Consider the following 18622-nt stretch of genomic DNA (forward strand, 5'->3'; position numbering starts at 1 on the left):
CGTGCCTGGTTGTTTTAGCTAATGCGACTCATTATCATGCGCATTCCTGTTTGATAAGAACCGAAGGCTTGCTCAACCATGTCCCATCCCGCTTTCCGCCCCATCGGGGACGATCCCCTGGCCCAGGCCGTCCGCCGGGCCCTCGGCCTGGCCACCGCCGGTGCCTTCGTGCTGGTCTCGCCCGCCCTGCTGGCCCAGGAGGCCGGATCCGCCGAGGAACTCGAGACGGTGACCGTCGAGGCCGAGGCCCTGTCGGTCATCACCGAGGGCACGGAGCGTTACCGGGTGCCGCTCACCAGCACCGCGACCAGGCTCGACCTGACGCCCCGTGAGACGCCCCAGTCCGTCTCAACCGTGACTCGGGCCCAGATCGATGACTTTAGCCTCGACACCACCAACGACGTCCTGGAGAGCGCCCCCGGGGTCACGGTGGAGCGCCTCGAGACGGATCGCACCTACTACACGGCGCGGGGCTTCGAGATCTCCAACTTCCAGGTCGACGGGGTGCGCGTGCCGATGCCCTACAACAACGTGCACGGCGACATGGACACCGCGATCTACGACCGGGTGGAAGTGGTGCGCGGCGCTACCGGCCTGATGTCCGGCTCCGGCAACCCGGCGGCGACGGTGAACTTCGTGCGCAAGCGGCCCACCTATGAGCCCCAGGCCTCGGTCTCGGCGAGCGTCGGCTCCTGGGACCAGCGGCGCCTGGAACTGGACGTCGCCGGGCCGCTGGATGACGCGGGGCGCGTTCGCGGGCGCCTGGTGGCGGCGGGGATGGAGAGCGATTCCTATCTCGACCGGTTGAGTCGCGAGCGGGGCCTGCTCTACGGCGTGCTGGAGGCCGACGTCACCGACAGCACCCTGGTGACTCTCGGCCATACCTGGCAGCAGAACGACACCGACGGCAACATGTGGGGTTCGCTGCCGCTCTATGATTCCGCCGGCAACCCCACCGACTACGATGTCGCGACCTCCTCGGCGCCCGACTGGTCCTACTGGGACGTGGAGACCCACCGCAGCTTCCTCGAGGTGCAGCAGGAACTCGGCGATCGCTGGTCGTTGAAGGGGACCCTGACCCACCTGGACATGCTCTCGGACACCCAGCTGCTCTACATCTACGGGACGCCGGATGCCACGACGGGGCGCATCGCCGATGAGCAGCTGACCCTGAGCAAGTACGATCGCCACCTGGAGCAGTGGGTGGCCGACCTGCATGCCAAGGGCGAGGTCGATGCCTTCGGGCGCAGCCACCAGCTGGTGCTGGGCACCGACTGGAGCCAGAGCCGCAACCAGCAGCTCTCTCGTTACCCCACGGCGAGCTTCGATGCGGGCGGTCAGGGCCTTCCGCCGCTTGACGACTGGAACGGCCGCTACCCCGAACCCGATGCCTGGGAACCCTTCCCCGGCACCGACGGCGATGCCACGGTCAAGGAGCGCAGCGTCTACGGGGCCGCCAAGCTGGACCTCGCCGAGCGCTGGACCGCGGTGGGCGGCGCCCGGCTGAGCTGGGCCGACACGACCGGCGAGCAGTACGGGGTCTCCCAGGCGAGTGACCACGACCGGGTGCTGACGCCCTACGCCGGCCTGATCTATGACGTCACCGACCGGGCGTCCCTCTACGCCAGCTACACCGAGATCTTCAATCCGCAGACCGCGATCGACCGCAACGGCGACTACCTCGACCCCGTCGACGGTGTCAGCCAGGAGGTGGGCCTCAAGGCCGAGCTGTTCGACGGCGGCGCCGATGCCTCGCTGGCGCTGTTCCGCACCGAACAGGACAACGTGGCCCAGCCGGCGGGCACCCGGCCGGATGGCACCGCCTTCTTCACGGGCGGCGACGGCATCACCAGCGAGGGCGTGGAGGCCACGCTCGCCGGCGAGCTGGCCCCGGGCTGGCAGGCCAGCGTCGGCTATACCTACCTGGAGGTCGAGGACGCCGACGGCGAGGCCACCAACACCTATATCCCGCGCCATCTGGTGCGCGCCACCACCAGCTATCGTCCGGCCGCCCTGGATGCCCTCAAGGTGGGCGCACGGCTGCGCTGGCAGGACGATATCGAGCGCGACCGTGACCTCGCCGATGGCAAGACCCGCCAGGAGGCCTATGCCCTGGTCGACCTGATGGCGAGCTACGACTTCAGCGACAGCCTGACCGGTTCGCTGAACCTCAACAACGTCACCGACGAGGCGTACCTGACCAGCCTCAAGTGGGACCAGGCCTTCCATGGCGCCCCTCGCCATGTCATGGCCAACCTGACCTGGCGCTACTGAGCCCATCAGCGGCGAGTCATACCAAGAGGGCCCACCCCGGCAGCGGGGTGGGCCCTCGCGTGGGTGTGGCGATCAGGGCGTCTCGGCGGCACGGGTCCTGTCGCGGCAGGTCAGCGGGCAGTTCCCGCAGACGCCCAGCTCGTCGATCAGGTAGCGAATGCAGCACAGGCGACGCACCCGCCGGGGGGCATCGTCATCGCCCTCGACATAGCGCACCGGGCGATGGAGCGGGTTGCGCCGGCCGTCGGGAAGATTGCGACTCGCCAGCAGCGCCAGGGCGGGCTCAGCGACGTCCGCTGCGGCCATGGGATGGTCGGCCAGGGCGCTAGCGAAGTACTCAAAATAGTTGCCGGCGTTGCTCCAGAACACCTTGGGTGAGGCGCCGCTGGCCGCGGCCAGGGCCTCGACCAGTGGCGTCAGGTGGCCGTCGAGCAGGGTGGCGAAGCGCGAATGGGAGTCGAGCTCGGCCAGGGGCCGGCCAGCATGATGCAGCACCAGGCCGGTGGTCTGCCCCTCGGGAGATTGCTGGAGATGGAGCTCGTCGAGCCCCAGCGGCAGGTCGCGCTCGAGCAGCAGGTTGGCCGCCAGGCCATGGCCGCAGAGGCTGCTGAAGTGCCACTTGGACCACAGCGAGGCCACCGCCCGGCGGTCGCCCTGAGGGTACTGGGCGCCGAAGCGTGCCAACAGCGCGTCCAGGTAGGCCGGGTCGAGCAGGTCACGGACCGGCATGCCGTCGGACGCTGCCGACGCGATCGTCGGCGCGGCGAGGTGCTGCAGGGGGCCGACGTAGAGCCGGGCCAGGGAAGAGGGCATGGCGAGACCACCGGAGCCGCGGAAAGCCTCATTATACAAACAATAATCATTATCAATAAAGGGCTGTGCCGGCATCATGGGAAGGACAGAGCCTGCCGGGGTAGCCCCTCAGCGCCGCACCAGCATGGCGTCGAGAAGGACCGGTACCTCGTCGCCGATCTGCTCGTAGCCGAGCAGCAGCAGCACCGAACGCAGCGTCGGGTTGGCCATCAGTTCGCGGCCATCCAGCGCCACGCGCTCGGCGTTGGTGACCCGGACCCGACCGGCGGACTCGCGGGTGAAGCGCACCGCCAGCGGCTCGCGGTGGGTGGTGCCGCCGGACTGCACCGAGAGCTCGAGCACCTCCACCAGCGACTCGCCCACGGCCAGCGCCTCCAGGCGCTGGGGCGGGAAACGCGTGCTCACGGTGGCCAGCGGCTGCTCGGTGAGGCCGGAGAGCCAGGGCGGCAACGGCCCCATGCGCTCGACCACATCGCTCTGCGCCAGCCGCAGGGGCAGGCGCAGGGTGCCGTCCGCCTCGGCGGTGCCGGCGAGGCGACGCACCTCGTGCTGATGGGCAATGGGACCCGTCGGGGCGATCTGCACCACGGTTGCGGCCACCCGCGAGCGTTCGGGGTCCAGCTCCCAGGCGGCGGCTGCCGGCAGGGCCAGCAGCAGGGCGAACAGCGCAGTGCCAAGGGCAGGGAAACGGCGATGGGGGAAAGGTCGCACCGGTCGATCTCCAGATGGGCAGGCCACCTGCAGACCACGGTCGGGGAAGGAAGTGCCGCGGCGGGAGATTCGGCCAGCCAAGGTCTGCCGGCTATGGTCACCTTCATCGCCATTCGCTATCATACGGCGGCGCCGCTCGGCGCCATCCGCTGCAAGGGCCTATAGCTCAGTTGGTTAGAGCAGGGGACTCATAATCCCTTGGTCGCTGGTTCGAGTCCAGCTGGGCCCACCAACCTTTCCTGAGCGCATGCTGTCCATCTGCTGATAGCTCCGTCAGCCTTTTGGTGTACCAGTTGTCTCTGCTGCTGGTGATCATTAGACGCCGGCGTGTCCGCATCATGCCGACATATAGCAAGCGTGCCTCCTGTGCCTGCTTCTCCTCGTTGTTGTTCAGCGCCCCGAGATCTCAGAGCAGCACAGTGTCACATTAATCGGGGACGCACAGTCATGGGGACGTACTCCCTTCCTACCCGCGCCTTCGCCGATGCCGATATCGCCGCCTGGCCAACGCAGCAGGGATGATAGCCATGGAGGCGGTAATGGGTGTCAGGCGGCAATGGGGGCACACCTCCGTTACCGCCCCCATTGTCACGCCGATTACCGTTCAGGCCAGGTCGAAGAGCAGGATCTCCGAGGCCTCAACACCAACCGCCTCGATGGTCTCCCCCGGCTGGAAGGCGGCGGCATCGCCGGCCGAGAGTCGCTGACCGTTGATCTCCGCCTCGCCACGTACCACGTGAAGCCAGGCGTGGCGCACCGCAGGCGTAGGCGCTCGCTCTCCGGCATCGAACAGCCCGGCGTAGAGGTTGACGTCCTGGTTCACGCTCACCGAGCCGTCGCGCCCCTCCTTTGACACCACCAGCTGCCACTGCCCCTGGCGCTGCTCGGCGGGAAAGGCCTTCTGCTCGTAGTCGGGGGCGATGCCCCGCTCTTTCGGCTCGATCCAGATCTGCAGGAAGTGCAGCTCACGGGCGGGGTCGTTGTTGAACTCGCTGTGCAGCACGCCGGTGCCGGCCGACATGCGTTGCACATCGCCAGGGCGCATGATCGCCCCGTTGCCCATGCTGTCCCGGTGGGCCATCTCGCCTTCCAGCACATAGGAGAGAATCTCCATGTCCCGGTGGGGGTGGGTCCCGAAGCCTTGGCCGCCCTGAACGCGATCCTCGTTGATCACCCGCAGCTTGCGAAAGCCCATGTGGTCCGGGTCGACGTAATCGGCAAACGAAAAGGTGTGACGAGACTTCAGCCAGCCGTGATCGGCGTAGCCGCGCTCGTTGGCGTGACGAATGATCATCGAAGTTTCCTCTATAGGGGGCAGCATGGCGGTGCTTTCAAGGTACCCCACCTTCATGGCACCAGCCACTGTCCCGCTCCGTCAACGGCGCGCTTGAGTCCTGCACGGCGTTCATGCACGCCGCGAGACAGTCGTATGCAGATCTGTTGATGTGGCAATGTCGAATCCGCCGCCCACGGGGATTGGCTCGAAACCATCGTGCGCCTCGTGTGATGCCAACTGTTTGATCGGGATGAGGAGTGCGAGCGTTATCCTGGGCGCCGGGCAGGCATCTGACGGAGTGACCCGGCTCAGGCTCGGGCAAATGATCCATGGAGCGCACCTCGGAAAATGCTGCTATCGTCAAGCTTGGCCGTGTCGGCAGCGAGGCTCGATGACGTTTCTCTTATGCCTATGCCCGTTGCGTTGCGAACTCTCGTAAACCGTCTTCATGGGAAGCGCTTGAACGATGGTAAAGTCCCAGTCAAGTACCCTGATTCGTTGCCCATTGCCTGATGTGTATGGCTTCGTGGTGACCGATTTTGTCCGAAACTATCCGCGGTGGTCTCCTGAGGTCCAGAAGCTGACGCCCCTCAGCAGTGGGCCGCTGGCTGTCGGCTGGACGGCCCGGCAGGTGAGGATTGATCAAGGGCGCCGCTCCGAAGCTGATTTCCGGATTATTGCGCTCGAGCCTCAGCGCCACGTGTGTTTCAAGGGCATCAAGGATCCGTTCGTGATCAACTATTTTTTCGAACCGCAGGAAGGCCAGACGCGGCTGACTTTCAGCTTCGAACTGGCGAAGCTGAATTTTGCCATGCGGCCATTCGAGAAGCTCATTCGCTTGGCCGTCAAGGATGGTACGGAACGCGTCGTGCGCGATTTGAGACTCCTGGTCGAACGGGAACTCGGTCAGAAAAAGACGGACTAATTCACCTGTATAGCGCCCTCGGCCTGGAGACACCATGCTATTCATTCCCGACAAAGACACCGGCATCATTCCGCACGTCCTGACACAGATTCTGGACACCTGCGTGAATGGCGTGACCCTCTCCGATCCGGACCAGCCGGACTCTCCTATTGTCTATGCCAACACCATCTTTGAACAACTGACGGGCTACAGCCAGGAAGAAATCCTGGGGCGCAACTGTCGCTTCCTTCAGGGTGAGGATCGCGATCAGCCGGCGCTCGATGAGATCCGTGCAGCACTCAAGGCGCATTCCCCCGTCGAGGTGACGCTGCGCAACTATCGCAAGGATGGGACCCTGTTCTACAACCGATTGTCGATTCAGCCCCTGCGTGATGCCTCGGGCCGGCTGATCTACTATCTCGGCGTGCAGTATGACGTCAGTGAACTCGTCAATGCCAGGGCCGAGATCGAACGTCTTGAAAACATGCTGAAAGCGTCTGCAAAGGAGTGATCTTCATTCGATCGAGGCGCTCCTTTTGCTCGCGACACTCCCGGGTCGAACGAGTTTCAATCTCGAGTTTGCTATTGACGCGCGGTGCATCAGGATGACGTCCCTGGCGTCAGGTCTGCATCGTGCATGACCTCTTCAATCCCTTCCAGCCAGGTTCGCGTCAGCGATTGCCCCAGGCGCAGGGTGTGCCAGGGGGCTCGCTGGGCGCCCTTGCCGCCGCCCTGGCGCCGGGGCGCCACCCAGATAGGCCTGGGGTGAATCCCGTCGAGCAACCTGCTCGCCTCAATGGATACGCGGGTGGTGGCGCTGCCGCCAGGCCCGCAGCCGCTTCTCGATGGATGCCACCAGCCCGAGTGGTGGCATGGCCGGCATGCAGAACCTCGGCATGGCAGTGCGATCGGTGCGCTCTGCGGCGGTATCGAGCTTGCGAGTAGGGTGGAGTTGACGCATGTCGTTGCCTCCTCTGGCCGATCGCCGGCAAAGGCGATCCATGGATCGAGGTACGAGGATGTGTGTCGTGGCCTCGTGAACAGCATGGTGCATGGTCTTTGTTGAATCCAACGAAAAGGATTACATTGAGCTTTCAGAAATTCTGAAAGGTGTGGCCATGTCATTCTCTTCCCCGACGGTCCATGCAGGCCCGCTGCCGCTGCTGGATCTCGAGGTGCTGAGGACCTTCGTGGCGATTGCCGAGCGCGGCAGCTTTACCCGTGCCGCGCGAGAGGTGTCCCGCACGCCATCTGCGCTGAGCATGCAGATCAAGCGGCTGGAAGAGACCCTGGGACAGAGGCTGTTCGTGCGCGAGGCGCGCCAGGTTCGTCTGACCCCGGAGGGCGAGGTGCTGCTGGGCTATGCGCGGCGGCTGCTCAAGCTCAACGAGGAGGCGGTAACGCGTTTTCTCGCTCCGCCGGTGGAGGGCACGGTACGCTTCGGCACCCCCGACGACCAGGGGTCGCGCATCCTTCCCGAGGTGCTGGCCCAATTCGCGCGCACGCACCCGGCGGTGCAGGTTGAGGTCGTTGTCGGCGGCAGTGTGGAGATGCAGCGCCAGCTGGAGGCCGGCGAACTCGACCTCATCCTGATGACGGCCGGTACCCCGGGCCAGAAGGGGGACCAGGGCGAGGTGGTACATACCGAGCCGCTGGTCTGGGCCGGACGCGACGGTGGTGTGGCGGCCTGGCGCTCACCGCTGCCGGTGGCCCTGGCCAGTCAGGGATGGCCCTGGCGTGGCAGGGCGCTGTCGGCCCTCGACACGATCGGCCGGGCGTATCGCATCGCCTATACCAGTGAGCACTGGGCCGGCCAGGAGGCCGCGATGCTCGCCGATATCGCCGTGGCGCCCTTTCCCGTAAGCCTGGTGAAGCCGCCACTGCGGCAGTTACCCCGCGAGGTCGGGCTGCCCGACCTGGGTGACTATCAAGTCGTGCTGGTGCGCCGTGAAGGAGCGGGGGAGGCCAGCGAAGCGTTGGCCAGCCAGGTGATCAGGGCATTTCACGAGTTGCGCCGCTAGCGTGCCCGGTGCTCGGCTGATCCGTGGCCGAGCGTCCCGGATCAGCTCTCGGCGCGTGCCAGCGGCCCGCCGTTGATCCGCGAGAGCGCCTCGTTGGTCTCGAGGATCTGCGCCTCGATACCGCTCACGCCCATGCCTTCCAGGCGGGCGGTGTGCATCCGGCGGTAGGCCTCGGCGTCCTGCCGGGTGGCGAACAGGTAGACGCCGCCGGCCAGCTGGCGCTCGGCGTCCTCGGTCCAGATCTTCCACAGCAGGCCGGGTTCCTCTTTGATGGATTCGGCCAGCGGGGCGAGAGCCTCGGCCATCTCGTCGCCGAAGGGGCCGGGGAAGGGGAAGTGCACCTGCAGTATCACGGCCATAGGGCCTCCTTATCGGGTTGATAGCCACCCCGGCCCCGCCGGAGCCTGGTGGATGCACCGTTGGTGGGGTAGTGTCGCAAAATGTGGACACCGGGCGGGGCATTGGCGATAGTCGCGCCCCACCCGGATCGCGTTCCTGACCAGGCCAGCCGCCTGGGACTGCTGCCATCCTACATCGCCCATCCCGTCACGGGAGTTCCCATGCGTGTTCCTTCATTCTTCGGTCGTATCTGGTGCCTGGCCGGCTGCCTGCTGCTGGCCGTTGCGGGTGCTGCCATCGCCGACGGCGCCGCCCCGGTGCTGACCCTGACCCAGGGCACCGAATCCCGCGAACTGACCCTCGAGCAGATCGAGGCGCCGGGCCTGCATGCGGTGGAGATGCGCCACCCGGAAGGGCCCGCGGGCACCTTTTCCGGGGTCTGGCTGAATGACTTCCTCGCCGCCCAGGGCCTCGAGGAGGCGCGCCGCGTCAGGTTCATCGCGCTGGACGGCTACACCACCTTCCTCACCCCGGCGCAGCGGCGGGAGAAGCGCTACCTGCTGGTCACGCGCCTCGATGACGAGCCCGTCGGGGAGGCGTCGTTGGGGCCCTTGATGCTGGTGGTGCCCGAGGACGCCAAGGCTGCGCAGGAGGGCAGCGAGCCGATGACGCGCTGGATCTGGGCGATCCGCGAGATCAGCGTGAGATGAGGGCGGCATCCTCCCGAGGCCTGGGGCTGCGCCTGGTGGTGGCGTTCAGCCTGATCGCCACGCTCTGCGCCCTGGTGATCGGCTACTACGTCTCCCAGGCGCGCCAGCAGGTGGGGGCCGACTACACGGCGCTGGTCACCGACGTGGTGAGGGCCCAGCAGGACCCCGCCGCCCTGCGCATGACCCTGGACAGCCTGATCGACAGCCAGGATCGCATCCACCTGGAGCAGATCCATGCGTTGCTGTGGCGGATTCCCCGCCGTATCGACGGTATCCGGCTGCAGCTGCGGCGCAGCGAGCTCGCCCCCGCCAGCTACGGCGAGCTGGTCGAGGAACTGGCCCATGTGGAATCGCGGCTGCCCGCCCTGGAGGCCGCCGTCGACGCCGCCGCCGAGCAAGGGCTCGACGAGCGCGGCAGCGAGGCCATCCTGGCCCTGGGCATGGAGGTCGAGGAGGGGCTGGCCTGGGCCTACAGCGAACTGAATGAGCTGCTCCACCGGGCCTCGGCCGAGCAGCGCCAGCTGATGGAGCGCCTGGCGCTGGCCGTGGCCGTGCTGCTTCTCCTGCTGCTGCTGGCGATCGCCGCGGTGATGCGCATGCTGTTCCAGCTGCATCGTCAGCGCGAGACCATGCGTCTGCAGAGCCGGACCGACGAGCTGACCGCGCTCGGCAACCGCCGCTGGCTGCGTGAGGCGGCCGAGCAGGCGTTCGAGCGGCGCCGACGCCACGGGGCGTCGCTGAGCCTGATGCTGCTGGACCTGGACCACTTCAAGCGGATCAACGACGCGTTCGGCCACCCGGTCGGCGACGCGGTGCTGGTCGCCTTTTCCCGAGTCCTCGAGCGGCAGGTGCGGCGTGTCGACAGGGTGGCGCGCATGGGGGGCGAGGAGTTCGCGATCCTGGTGCCCGACAGCGACCTCGCGGGCGCCGAGGCCCTGGCCGAGCGGATCCTGCGCGCGACCCGGGCGATGTCGCTGCCTGGGCCTGCCGCCGAGCATCGGCTGACGGTGAGCATCGGGGTGGTCGAGGCCGGGGAGGAAAGGAGCTTCGACCGGCTCTATAGCCGGGCCGACGAGCTGCTCTACCGGGCCAAGGCGGGCGGGCGCGACCGGGCCGTGACCGGCCAAGGGCAGGCGGCGCCTCGTCCCGCCGGCAACACGACACGAACAGCAATTGATCCTAATTGAAGGTGTGCATTTTCAGCCGCAGGCTGCCGTCGTCCTGTTTCTCGAAGACATGCGTGGCTATGCCACCGAATGTCGTCGGTGCGCCTGCATCATCCTTTCCCTCCGCCGACCACTTGGCTGTCGACACAACCAGATCGCCTTCGCTGATGGCCTCGATCAGCTCGAGCTTGTGCCCAGTCACGCCGTTGTCGAACAGACCACCGAAGAACTCCTCGACTCCCGAGGGGCCCTTGATGATGTCGTGACTTGCCGGCAGGAACAGCGTGTCTTCGGTATAAAAAGTCGCAAGGCTCTTGGCATCAGTCTCGTTGAAGGCGGCGTCCCATTTGCCGTAGGCGGCGCTGACGTCTTCCTCGAGCGATTCGGCCTGAACCGTGATCGGCATCAGGAGTGCGATGCAGACGGCTAGTGTCGCGATGCGTAACGGTGTCATGGCTTGTTCCTCCATCTTTGCCGCAGGAGCCATGGCCGACCGGCAGCCCTGACGCAACGCCAGCCTCAGCTAGATCCCACAGCGGTGGTGTAGTAACTCATTGATCGTTAGGTGAGTGCTCGTTGTGTGCCTTTATAATGTGTCTCCCGTCCCCGGTACAAACGCCGGTACAAGAGCGTCTTGATCCATGTGTGGGGTATCTTCTTTGGGGAGGCTTTTTCAGTTTATCCCGTGATTTCGTGAAGGTTAAAACCAAATAATGATAAAAACCTGAACCCAAATAATAAGTGCGGCACTTGCGGCACGAAATGGGCCCTGCTCATCGGGCCATCTGACACGCGACCTGAGCGCTGGCCGGTTGTCATATAGAACCAGGCCAGATTAGGGCAATCCTTTTTTGGCTGCCGACTCCGGTTCATGACCGTCACCTGCGGCAAGGGCAATCGTGCTGACCGCGCAACAGAGAAGGCTGCGCCGGCCCCGCCTATCGTGCGGGGCCGGCGTTGTCGCGTCAGGCCTGGCGGCGCTGTTCGCCGCGGCAGGCGGCCGCGGTGAACAGCACGTCGGTGGAGGAGTTCAGCGCCGTCTCGGTGGCGTCCTGCACCACGCTGATCACGAAGCCGATCGCCACCACCTGCATGGCCACCTCGGTGGAGATGCCAAAGAGGCTGGCGGCCATGGGAATCAGCAGCAGCGAGCCGCCGGCCACGCCCGAGACCCCGCAGGCGGCCAGCGCGGAGACGATGCACAGCAGAAGGGCGGTGGGGAAGTCGACGCTGATCCCGAGGGTGTGGGCGGCGGCCAGGGTGATCACCGAGATGGTGATGGCCGCGCCGGCCATGTTGACGGTGGCGCCCAGCGGGATCGAGATGGCGTAGGTGTCGGCGTCCAGCTTCAGGCGCTTGCAGAGCTCCAGGTTGACCGGGATGTTGGCCGCGGAGCTGCGCGTGAAGAAGGCGGTGATGGCGCTGCCGCGCAGGCAGGTGAACACCAGCGGATAGGGGTTCCGGCGGGTCTGCCAGTAGACGATCAGCGGGTTGGTGACCAGCGCCACGAACAGCATGCAGCCGACGATGACCGCCAGCAGGCGGCCATAGTCGAGCAGGGCGCCCAGGCCGGATTCCGCCAGGGTGGCGGCCACCAGGCCGAAGATGCCCAGCGGGGCGAAGCGAATCACGATCCTGACGATGTTCGACACCGCCTCTGAGAGGTCGCCGAGCATCGTGCGGGTGGCCTCGCTGGCCTGGCGCAGCATCAGTCCCAGGCCGATCGCCCACGCCAGGATGGCGATGAAGTTGGCCTCCATCAGGGCGGTGACCGGGTTCGTGACGGCGTTGAGCAGCAGGTCGCGGAGGATCTCCACGATGCTGCCCGGCGGGTTGCCGCTGACCTCGGGCATCTCCAGCGCCAGGGTGGTGGGGAACACGAAGCTCGCCACCACGGCCACCAGCGCGGCGACCAGGGTGCCGATCACGTAGAGCACCAGCACCAAGCGGATATGGGGCGGCTGGCCCTGGCGGTGACCGGCGATGGCCGCCGCCACCAGCACGAACACCAGGATCGGCGCGACCGCCTTGAGGGCGGAGATGAACAGCTGGCCGAGCAGTGCGACCGACTCGGCGGAGGCCGGCGAGAGGCTGGCGAGCAGGATGCCGCAGGCGATGCCGATGGCGATCTGGGGGATCAGCCCCAGGCGAAGCAGCGGGCGGCTGAGGGCGTGCACGGTGGCGAACATGGAGGGTCTCTTGGGGTTGTCATGGGCGGGCAGGCGCCACCTGCGGGTCACTCGGCGGTCGAGCCGTGACGCGGGTGAGCGGCTGGTCGATCCGGACGAGCTGCCCCGGGCGGGTAGCCCGAGGCAGGGGGCGCCTGAGGTGCGCGCGGGATTCTAGCAATATTCTCGACTCGTTTGGATGTTTTGTCTGCTTTTGAGGATAAAGGCAGGGTGCGTTGCTGCTTTGTTCGTCTGGCGCAGCATGGAGCCGGACGGGTGGCCAGTAGGAAGAAGGCGAGATCGCGAAGACGAGAGGCCGTCAGGCAGGGGCAGACGAGGCGGGGGCGTGAAACGCGCGATGCGCTATCATCAGGCAGGAACGCCTGGTCGGGCGGGAATGTGGAGATGTCCGAAATGCCGGACCGCAGAACGAGAGGACGGAGGCGATGGACAGGAAACAGGGCAAGAAGGGGACCACCGGCAAGGTGATCGGCCTGGGGGTATTGCTGCTGGTGGCGCTGACGCTGCAGAACTGCGGGGTGATCTGAGCACCGGCCCTCTCGCGGGTAACGCGCGGCGGCCCCGGCCCGGCAGGGCCCGAACGGGCCGGGGTACGTTGCGCATTACCCCTTTTCGCGACGGCCTGGAGCTGCGGCTGCCGAGCTCTCATTGATGCCGCATTTCGTCCCTGCACACTGGTAGTTGCTTCGTGGGTAGTGGCTTTGTGCTCTAACTCGGCGGCTGCCTGCCGGTGGATATGACCGGCAGGCTCCCGAGGTCGACCTCCCCGTGCTGGCTGGTCACCGTGAATCGGCTACGGCTTCCCTGCTGCTGGGCAAGGCCACCGATGCGATGGTCGAGGGTGTCATAGACCCGGATGATATTGTCGGTCTGCACGACGAGGCGTCGAGCCTGCGCAAAGTAGGCATAGCGCAAACCGTTCTGTTCGCCGGTGGCGTCGGGTGTACCGAGTTCCGCCGGCCACCAGGCTGTGTTCTCTACCGCGACGAGCCGACCCGGCTGTCGGACAAGTATCTCACCAATCTCGTGGCACAGCGCATCCACGCGGGCTTTCAAGGCATGGTTGACGGGGTCGCTCAGCATCAGCATGCCACCATGCATCCATTGGCCGGGGCCGCCGAACTCGGGATGTGAAAACATCGCCATCTGGCCATTGCCGTCGGCCACGGCCGACACCATGTGCGCAATAGCGTCGTGACTGAAATCGTGACGTTCGGCGAGTTCGTCGACGACCGCGAGTCCCTTGGGGCTGAGTGAGTGCATGACGCTAGCCTTTTCCTGGAGCCAATGCGACAAGCCTAGTCGAAGTGCGATGCCCGCTCCTCGACTATCTGACCATCGTCGTCGCAATCCGCCATGCCAGGGCCGCTGCCAACGAGAAGGGGAGGGTGCTTGCCTCAGGACCTGCCTGGCGAAGCGCCACCAGAACGGCGCGAACCCGACAGGGTTAGGCCGGCGGTCACGCTATTGGGTGCCTGACACGTTCTCCTCTGTCTCCACCTGCCCGCGGCGCTGCATCCAGCGCATCGCGAGCCAGCACAACGCCGCCCAGGCGGCCCCGGCCGTCCACCCCGCAAGGACATCCGTCGGCCAATGGACGCCGAGGTAGACACGGCTCATGCCCACCAGCAGCGTGAGCAGTATAGCCAGCACCAGGATGTAAGCCTTCAGCCTCAGCTCGGGCTGTACGCGGACGAGCAGGGCGGCAAGGGTGAGGTAGGTCACGGCAGACATCATCGCATGGCCGCTGGGAAAGCTTGCGGTGTAGACGATGGAGTCATGAGGAACAAGGTCGGGCCGAGGGCGATCAAAGCCGACCTTCATCATGGTGCTGAGCAGTATGCCGCCCGGCACCGCGACCGCGGCCAAGAGCGCCGCGCGATAGCGTCGGGCGAGTAACAGGTAGCCCAGGGCGCCCAGCGAGACCAGCACCAGCACGCCGACACCGCCGAGCGCGGTAAAGTCCCGCCCCAGCTCCTCCAGCCAGCCCGGGCCGAGCGGGTCGGTGTGATCGGCGGGGTTGCGCAGGGAGAGCAGCAGGGTCTCATCGATGCTCTGGGTGTCACCCTCGGAGACTTCATCGGCCAGCTCGACGAACCCCCAGACCCCGCCGAACAGGACCAGGACGCACAGTAGCGCCCCGAACTCGTAGCGGGCGAGTCGAGCCAGCTTGGAAAGGCCTTGGCGTCCCACCCGTTCGGTCCTCTCGAAGCGTTTCATAGCAACTCCACTGGCGTGAAATCTCCTGTTGCCGGATGGCGGGCTTGCACAAGCTGGCTCGCCGGATCGCCAACGAGAACCCCGTGATCGGCGTCGAGTCCCTTCGCCTCGCGCTCTGCCTTTGCCGCCTCGTAGTGGCCTTCCGTGATGCGCCACTCGCTCGGCACGCTCTCGTCGGGCTGCTCCTTGGCGGCGACCACCTCAGCCCAGGCGGCTTGCCACGGCGTCGAGAAAGCCCTGCATGTCGACGACGGTCTCCGAGGCGGGGTTGGTGGTCTTGCCCTTGAGGTCGCCGGTGATGATGCCGTCGGCGACGGTATCGATCAGCGCGGCCTTGAGGCGGGTGGCGTAGTCGACCAGGGCCGTGTTGTCCTCGCGCTCGCCGAGAGTCTCCAGGGCATTGGCCACGGCGAAGATCAGCGCCGAGGAGTTGAAGTGCGCCTCCTTGCCGTCGCTCTCCAGGTACTTCAGGTAGAGGTCGTGGGCGGTGCCGTGGGGCGCCTCGAAGAGCATGGTGCCGCTCTTGCTCTCGATGATCGAGCTGGCGGTGGCCAGGCTGCCGCCGAGCGCCGCGGAGATGTCCGAGAAGATGTCGCCGTCGAGGTTCTGCGCCGGGTAGAGGGCGTTGCGCGGCGGGTCGGTGATCATCTTGATTAGCTGGCTGGAGGGCCGCATGATCATGAACGACGGCGGCGGGGTGTCGGCCTGGGCCAGTTCGCGGCGCACGTCGGTGATCACGGTGCTGAACACCTCGTCGTAGTCCATGTACTCGCGCTTGAGGCCGAAGTAGACCTCCTTCTGCTTGCGCGAGGCGTCGCGGAACACCTGCGTGACCCAGTCCTTGATGGCCTTGTGGTCGTTGGACATCAGCAGGATGGGGTCGCCCTGCTTGACGTGGCGCGCATGCTTCTCGTCGCCGTCGACGATCACCTTCAGGATGCCGTCTTCCGTGGCGGGGGCGTTGTAGCTGCCGTACTGGTCGCCTCCGCCGGCGCTCATCCGCGACAGCGAGACGTGCGCCTTGCGGGTGGGGATGCCGTGCACCTTGAGCTGCTCGACCAGCTTGTAGAGCTTGCGGCCGGTGGTGTTGTCCGGCACGCCCCACAGCGCCCGCTCGGGCGGGTTGGCGACGATGCGCGCGGCCTGGGCGTCAATCAGCTCGTAGTGGTAGGCGAGCCCCAGCGCCTCGACCTGCGCGCGGTAGTCGCTCTCGTAGATGCCCTCGATGGCGGCGCGCATCACGCCGTCGTAGCCGGCGATCACGGTGTCCTTGAGGCCCAGGTAGATGTCGCGCTTCTCGTCGATGGCGCGCTGGAAGAAGCGGTGCGCCCAGGCCTTGATCTCGTCGATGTCGTTGGTGGCGAGCAGCCAGGGGTCGCCCTTCTTGACCTCGCGGCGGTGCAGCTCCACCGGGTCACCGCTGGCACCGACGAACATCAGCTTGACGATGCCGGTGGCACGGGAGAGCTCGTTGTAGCTGTCCTTGCTGCCGCCGGTCGCCATGGTGTCGACCTCGATGTCGCGGCCGACCCACTCCGGCTTGTTGAACTGCAGGTTGCGGAACTGGATGTCCTCGCGGGTGATGTTGCCGCCGATGCCCTTGCGGATGGCGCCGTTGGGCGACTTGGTGGCCAGCGGGTGCAGGCTGGTGGCGTCGAGCTCGGGATGGGCGGCCAGCAGCTCGCCCAGCTGGGCGCGGTTGACCGTCATGCCGGCGTTCTTCACGCCCACCCCGTGGCGCTTGAGTGCCTCGATGGCATCGATCACCGCCTGGCCGTTGGTGACCAGGCGGTTCTCCGCGGTCAGGTCGATCTCCACCAGCTCGATGTCCAGCGGGGAGGTCACGAAGGTGTCGAGGATCCGCTCGAAGGCCACCTGCGCCATCTCGTCGCCATGCAGGATGACCAGGGGGGCTGTCACTTTCAACTTGCTGCTCATCACTCTATCCCTTGTTGAGATGATGGAAACCGTTGCGATGATCAAATGCGCACAGGGTACGCCTGCCACCGGCCCTGCGCCATGCGGCCAAGGTGCAGGTCAGTGCCCCTCGGGGTCGGTGGCCCAGCGCTCGTCCGGGTGCACCTCGTTGGCGGGTAGCACCGGGTCGTAGCCCTCGGCGCGCAGCGCGGCGATCACCTCGCGGGTGTGATCGCTGCCCAGCGTCTCGAGGGTGGCCTCGACCTCGGTGGCGCGCAGCGAGAGGTCGGTGAAGGTGCGCTGGTGGGCGATCTGGATGACGTTGGCGCGCTGCTCGGCGAGCAGGCGGGTAAGCTCGGCCAGCGAGCCGGGTACGTCGGGGATGCCGACCCGCACCCGCACGATGCGCCCCGAGCGCACCAGGCCGCGCTGGATCACCGAGGAGAGCGCCAGCATGTCGATGTTGCCGCCGCACAGCACCAGCCCCACCCTGCGGCCGCGGTAGCGCGTCGGGTCGGTGAGCAGGGCGGCGAGCCCCGCGGCGCCGGCGCCCTCGGCGACGCTCTTCTCGATCTCCAGCAGCATCAGGATGGCGCGCTCGATCTCGGGCTCGTCCACCAGCACGATGTCGCTGACCAGCTCGCGGACGATCTCCCGGGTCAACTCACCGGGCTGCTTCACGGCGATGCCCTCGGCCAGGGTGGCCAGGCCGCAATGAATCTCGTCGCCGGCCAGCGCCTGCTTCATGGCGGGGAAGCGCTTGGTCTGCACGCCGATCACCTCGATATCGGGCTTCAGCGCCTTGGCCGCCACGGCGTTGCCGCTGATCAGGCCGCCGCCACCGATGGGGATCACCAGGCACTCCAGGTCGGGGACCTCCTCGAGCATCTCCAGGGCGATGGTGCCCTGCCCGGCGATGATCCGCTCGTCGTCGTAGGGGTGCACGAAGACCAGGTGGCGCTCCTCGGCCAGGCGCCGCGCATAGGCCCCGGCCTCGTCGACCCCGTTGCCCTCCAGGTGCACCTCGGCCCCGAAGTTGCGGGTGTTGCGCACCTTGAGGTTGGGGGTGTGGCGGGGCATGACGATGGTGGCGTGGATGCCCAGCCGCTTGGCGTGATAGGCCACCGCCTGGGCGTGGTTGCCCGCCGACATGGCGATCACGCCCCGGGCGCGCTCCTCGGGGCTGAGCGAGAGCAGGTGGTTGAGGGCGCCGCGTTCCTTGAAGGAAGCGGTGAACTGGTGGTTCTCGAACTTGATGTAGAGCTCGCAGCCGGTGAGCTGCGAGAGGGTGGTGGAGTGCAGGCAGGCGGTGCGCTCCACGCTTCCCTGAAGGCGGGTGGCGGCCTGTCGGACGTCGTCGAGGGTCACGCTCATGGGAGGGTCGTCTCCGTTGCCGAGGTGGTGTCGGGGCATCAGGCGTCTGCCGGGTGGGGCAGGCGCGCTGCCAGGGCGAACACGTGGGGATCATCCACGCCGAGTTCGCTCAGGGCCTGGGCCAGGTTGACCAGGTAGTCGCGGTTGGAGCCGCTGGGGCCGTGGGCCACGGCAATCTGCTCGGCGATGGCGTCCAGCGGGGCGTCGCCGAGGAAGGCGGCGTTGTCCTCGGTGGCGAGATACACCAGCCCGTCGGCGCTCGAAGGCGTGGCACCGTCGTCGAAGTGCAGTCGGGTCACCTCGCGCAGATAGCCGTTCTTCTCGCGTACGTCGAGCGGGCCGAGCACCTCGGGGGTGATGCGGTAGGCCATGCCGTGGCAGGTCGCGCCGGGCTCGCGCACCAGGGTGACCACGCGACCCGGCGACTCGGGGGTGCCGCGGTGGTCGTGGGAGCCCTGCCAGAAGCGGCGCACCCAGCCGTGGATATAGGCCGGGCGGCGCTCCAGGAAGGGGAAGTCGGCCTTCCAGATCAGCGAGCCGTAGCCGAACAGCCAGATCTCGTGGTGGCCGTCGAAGTGGGTCATCTGCCGGTTGCGGTGGGTCGTGTCGAGGGTCATCCCCGAATGATGCGTCGCCCGGCGGCGAATGTCGAAGGGTGGAGGTGGGTCGCGGCCGGTTCGGTCGCCATCGACGTCCGTCGGGCCGGCG

Annotated in this window: 19 protein-coding genes and 1 tRNA gene; 7 read left to right on the forward strand and 13 right to left on the reverse strand. The window is 66.6% G+C overall.

All coding sequences use genetic code 11. The features are described 5' to 3' along the window. Positions 1-78 precede the first annotated feature (78 nt). Positions 79-2274, forward strand: coding sequence for a TonB-dependent siderophore receptor (locus QLQ86_RS07650; RefSeq protein ID WP_282816447.1), 2196 nt, complete (start codon positions 79-81; stop codon positions 2272-2274). A gap of 72 nt (positions 2275-2346) precedes the next feature. On the opposite strand, the gene fhuF is transcribed toward QLQ86_RS07650, so the two are convergent. Continuing rightward, a complete protein-coding gene (fhuF, locus tag QLQ86_RS07655; protein WP_282816448.1) occupies positions 2347-3087 on the reverse strand; it encodes a siderophore-iron reductase FhuF in 741 nt (246 codons plus the stop codon). Between the two features lie 108 nt (positions 3088-3195). Next, complete coding sequence (locus QLQ86_RS07660; RefSeq protein WP_282733556.1) at positions 3196-3798, reverse strand: hypothetical protein; 603 nt, start codon at positions 3796-3798, stop codon at positions 3196-3198. A gap of 155 nt (positions 3799-3953) precedes the next feature. Here QLQ86_RS07660 and QLQ86_RS07665 point away from each other — a divergent pair. Beyond that, positions 3954-4030: transfer RNA gene (locus QLQ86_RS07665), tRNA-Ile, on the forward strand. 372 nt (positions 4031-4402) lie between these two features. On the opposite strand, the gene QLQ86_RS07670 is transcribed toward QLQ86_RS07665, so the two are convergent. Further along, positions 4403-5092, reverse strand: a complete 690-nt coding sequence (locus QLQ86_RS07670; protein ID WP_282816449.1) for a pirin family protein — start codon at positions 5090-5092, stop codon at positions 4403-4405. 448 nt (positions 5093-5540) lie between these two features. Between QLQ86_RS07670 and QLQ86_RS07675 the strand changes: the two genes are divergently transcribed. Beyond that, positions 5541-5999, forward strand: coding sequence for an SRPBCC family protein (locus QLQ86_RS07675; protein WP_282735715.1), 459 nt, complete (start codon positions 5541-5543; stop codon positions 5997-5999). Positions 6000-6033: 34 nt separating this feature from the next. After that, entirely contained in the window at positions 6034-6489 is a 456-nt protein-coding gene (locus QLQ86_RS07680; protein ID WP_282735714.1) for a PAS domain-containing protein, read from the forward strand. Positions 6490-6771: 282 nt separating this feature from the next. Here the strand turns inward: QLQ86_RS07680 and QLQ86_RS07685 are convergent, their stop codons facing one another. Further along, a complete protein-coding gene (locus tag QLQ86_RS07685; RefSeq protein WP_282816450.1) occupies positions 6772-6939 on the reverse strand; it encodes a hypothetical protein in 168 nt (55 codons plus the stop codon). Between the two features lie 157 nt (positions 6940-7096). Between QLQ86_RS07685 and QLQ86_RS07690 the strand changes: the two genes are divergently transcribed. Further along, on the forward strand, positions 7097-7999 hold the full coding sequence (locus QLQ86_RS07690) for a LysR family transcriptional regulator (protein WP_282735712.1): 903 nt from the start codon (positions 7097-7099) through the stop codon (positions 7997-7999). A 41-nt stretch (positions 8000-8040) separates the two neighbouring features. On the opposite strand, the gene QLQ86_RS07695 is transcribed toward QLQ86_RS07690, so the two are convergent. Beyond that, entirely contained in the window at positions 8041-8358 is a 318-nt protein-coding gene (locus QLQ86_RS07695; protein WP_282816451.1) for a monooxygenase, read from the reverse strand. Positions 8359-8559: 201 nt separating this feature from the next. Here QLQ86_RS07695 and QLQ86_RS07700 point away from each other — a divergent pair, with 201 nt between their 5' ends. Together QLQ86_RS07700 and QLQ86_RS07705 are read left to right on the forward strand one after the other, a co-directional pair. Further along, a complete protein-coding gene (locus QLQ86_RS07700) occupies positions 8560-9048 on the forward strand; it encodes a molybdopterin-binding protein (protein ID WP_282816452.1) in 489 nt (162 codons plus the stop codon). After that, positions 9045-10235: a GGDEF domain-containing protein gene (locus QLQ86_RS07705; RefSeq protein WP_282816453.1), complete on the forward strand. Its 1191-nt coding sequence runs from the start codon at positions 9045-9047 to the stop codon at positions 10233-10235. Before QLQ86_RS07700 ends, QLQ86_RS07705 begins: the two co-directional genes overlap by 4 nt. On the opposite strand, the gene QLQ86_RS07710 is transcribed toward QLQ86_RS07705, so the two are convergent. The 8 genes from QLQ86_RS07710 to QLQ86_RS07745 all read right to left on the reverse strand — a co-directional run bounded on the left by QLQ86_RS07710 (position 10228) and on the right by QLQ86_RS07745 (position 18531). After that, positions 10228-10668 (reverse strand): YybH family protein, encoded by a 441-nt coding sequence (locus QLQ86_RS07710; RefSeq protein ID WP_282735708.1) that lies wholly within the window; start codon positions 10666-10668, stop codon positions 10228-10230. The genes QLQ86_RS07705 and QLQ86_RS07710 overlap by 8 nt on opposite strands. Before the next feature lie 511 nt (positions 10669-11179). Next, positions 11180-12403 (reverse strand): serine/threonine transporter SstT, encoded by a 1224-nt coding sequence (gene sstT, locus QLQ86_RS07715; protein WP_282816454.1) that lies wholly within the window; start codon positions 12401-12403, stop codon positions 11180-11182. 708 nt (positions 12404-13111) lie between these two features. Continuing rightward, the gene (locus tag QLQ86_RS07720) at positions 13112-13666 is read right to left on the reverse strand and encodes a hypothetical protein (RefSeq protein ID WP_282816455.1); all 555 of its coding nucleotides are present in this window, start codon (positions 13664-13666) and stop codon (positions 13112-13114) included. A gap of 201 nt (positions 13667-13867) precedes the next feature. After that, a complete protein-coding gene (locus QLQ86_RS07725; protein ID WP_282816456.1) occupies positions 13868-14623 on the reverse strand; it encodes a phosphatase PAP2 family protein in 756 nt (251 codons plus the stop codon). After that, positions 14620-14823 (reverse strand): hypothetical protein, encoded by a 204-nt coding sequence (locus QLQ86_RS07730; RefSeq protein WP_282816457.1) that lies wholly within the window; start codon positions 14821-14823, stop codon positions 14620-14622. Before QLQ86_RS07730 ends, QLQ86_RS07725 begins: the two co-directional genes overlap by 4 nt. Before the next feature lies 1 nt (position 14824). After that, a complete protein-coding gene (locus tag QLQ86_RS07735; RefSeq protein ID WP_282816458.1) occupies positions 14825-16561 on the reverse strand; it encodes an isocitrate/isopropylmalate family dehydrogenase in 1737 nt (578 codons plus the stop codon). A gap of 99 nt (positions 16562-16660) precedes the next feature. Then, entirely contained in the window at positions 16661-17914 is a 1254-nt protein-coding gene (locus QLQ86_RS07740; protein ID WP_282816459.1) for a threonine ammonia-lyase, read from the reverse strand. 38 nt (positions 17915-17952) lie between these two features. After that, on the reverse strand, positions 17953-18531 hold the full coding sequence (locus QLQ86_RS07745; RefSeq protein WP_282816460.1) for a gamma-glutamylcyclotransferase: 579 nt from the start codon (positions 18529-18531) through the stop codon (positions 17953-17955). Positions 18532-18622 lie beyond the last annotated feature (91 nt).

The organism is Halomonas rhizosphaerae, assembly GCF_030012485.1.
GTDB classification, from domain to species: domain Bacteria; phylum Pseudomonadota; class Gammaproteobacteria; order Pseudomonadales; family Halomonadaceae; genus Halomonas; species Halomonas rhizosphaerae.

Bases quoted from the DNA above. Each gene is read 5' to 3' on its own strand.
- QLQ86_RS07650 (WP_282816447.1), top strand. From the start codon at position 79: ATGTCCCATCCCGCTTTCCGCCCCATCGGGGACGATCCCCTGGCCCAG.
- fhuF (WP_282816448.1), bottom strand. From the start codon at position 3,087: ATGCCCTCTTCCCTGGCCCGGCTCTACGTCGGCCCCCTGCAGCACCTC.
- QLQ86_RS07670 (WP_282816449.1), bottom strand. From the start codon at position 5,092: ATGATCATTCGTCACGCCAACGAGCGCGGCTACGCCGATCACGGCTGG.
- QLQ86_RS07675 (WP_282735715.1), top strand. From the start codon at position 5,541: ATGGTAAAGTCCCAGTCAAGTACCCTGATTCGTTGCCCATTGCCTGAT.
- QLQ86_RS07680 (WP_282735714.1), top strand. From the start codon at position 6,034: ATGCTATTCATTCCCGACAAAGACACCGGCATCATTCCGCACGTCCTG.
- QLQ86_RS07685 (WP_282816450.1), bottom strand. From the start codon at position 6,939: ATGCGTCAACTCCACCCTACTCGCAAGCTCGATACCGCCGCAGAGCGC.
- QLQ86_RS07690 (WP_282735712.1), top strand. From the start codon at position 7,097: ATGTCATTCTCTTCCCCGACGGTCCATGCAGGCCCGCTGCCGCTGCTG.
- QLQ86_RS07695 (WP_282816451.1), bottom strand. From the start codon at position 8,358: ATGGCCGTGATACTGCAGGTGCACTTCCCCTTCCCCGGCCCCTTCGGC.
- QLQ86_RS07700 (WP_282816452.1), top strand. From the start codon at position 8,560: ATGCGTGTTCCTTCATTCTTCGGTCGTATCTGGTGCCTGGCCGGCTGC.
- QLQ86_RS07705 (WP_282816453.1), top strand. From the start codon at position 9,045: ATGAGGGCGGCATCCTCCCGAGGCCTGGGGCTGCGCCTGGTGGTGGCG.
- QLQ86_RS07710 (WP_282735708.1), bottom strand. From the start codon at position 10,668: ATGACACCGTTACGCATCGCGACACTAGCCGTCTGCATCGCACTCCTG.
- sstT (WP_282816454.1), bottom strand. From the start codon at position 12,403: ATGTTCGCCACCGTGCACGCCCTCAGCCGCCCGCTGCTTCGCCTGGGG.
- QLQ86_RS07720 (WP_282816455.1), bottom strand. From the start codon at position 13,666: ATGCACTCACTCAGCCCCAAGGGACTCGCGGTCGTCGACGAACTCGCC.
- QLQ86_RS07725 (WP_282816456.1), bottom strand. From the start codon at position 14,623: ATGAAACGCTTCGAGAGGACCGAACGGGTGGGACGCCAAGGCCTTTCC.
- QLQ86_RS07735 (WP_282816458.1), bottom strand. From the start codon at position 16,561: ATGAGCAGCAAGTTGAAAGTGACAGCCCCCCTGGTCATCCTGCATGGC.
- QLQ86_RS07740 (WP_282816459.1), bottom strand. From the start codon at position 17,914: ATGAGCGTGACCCTCGACGACGTCCGACAGGCCGCCACCCGCCTTCAG.
- QLQ86_RS07745 (WP_282816460.1), bottom strand. From the start codon at position 18,531: ATGACCCTCGACACGACCCACCGCAACCGGCAGATGACCCACTTCGAC.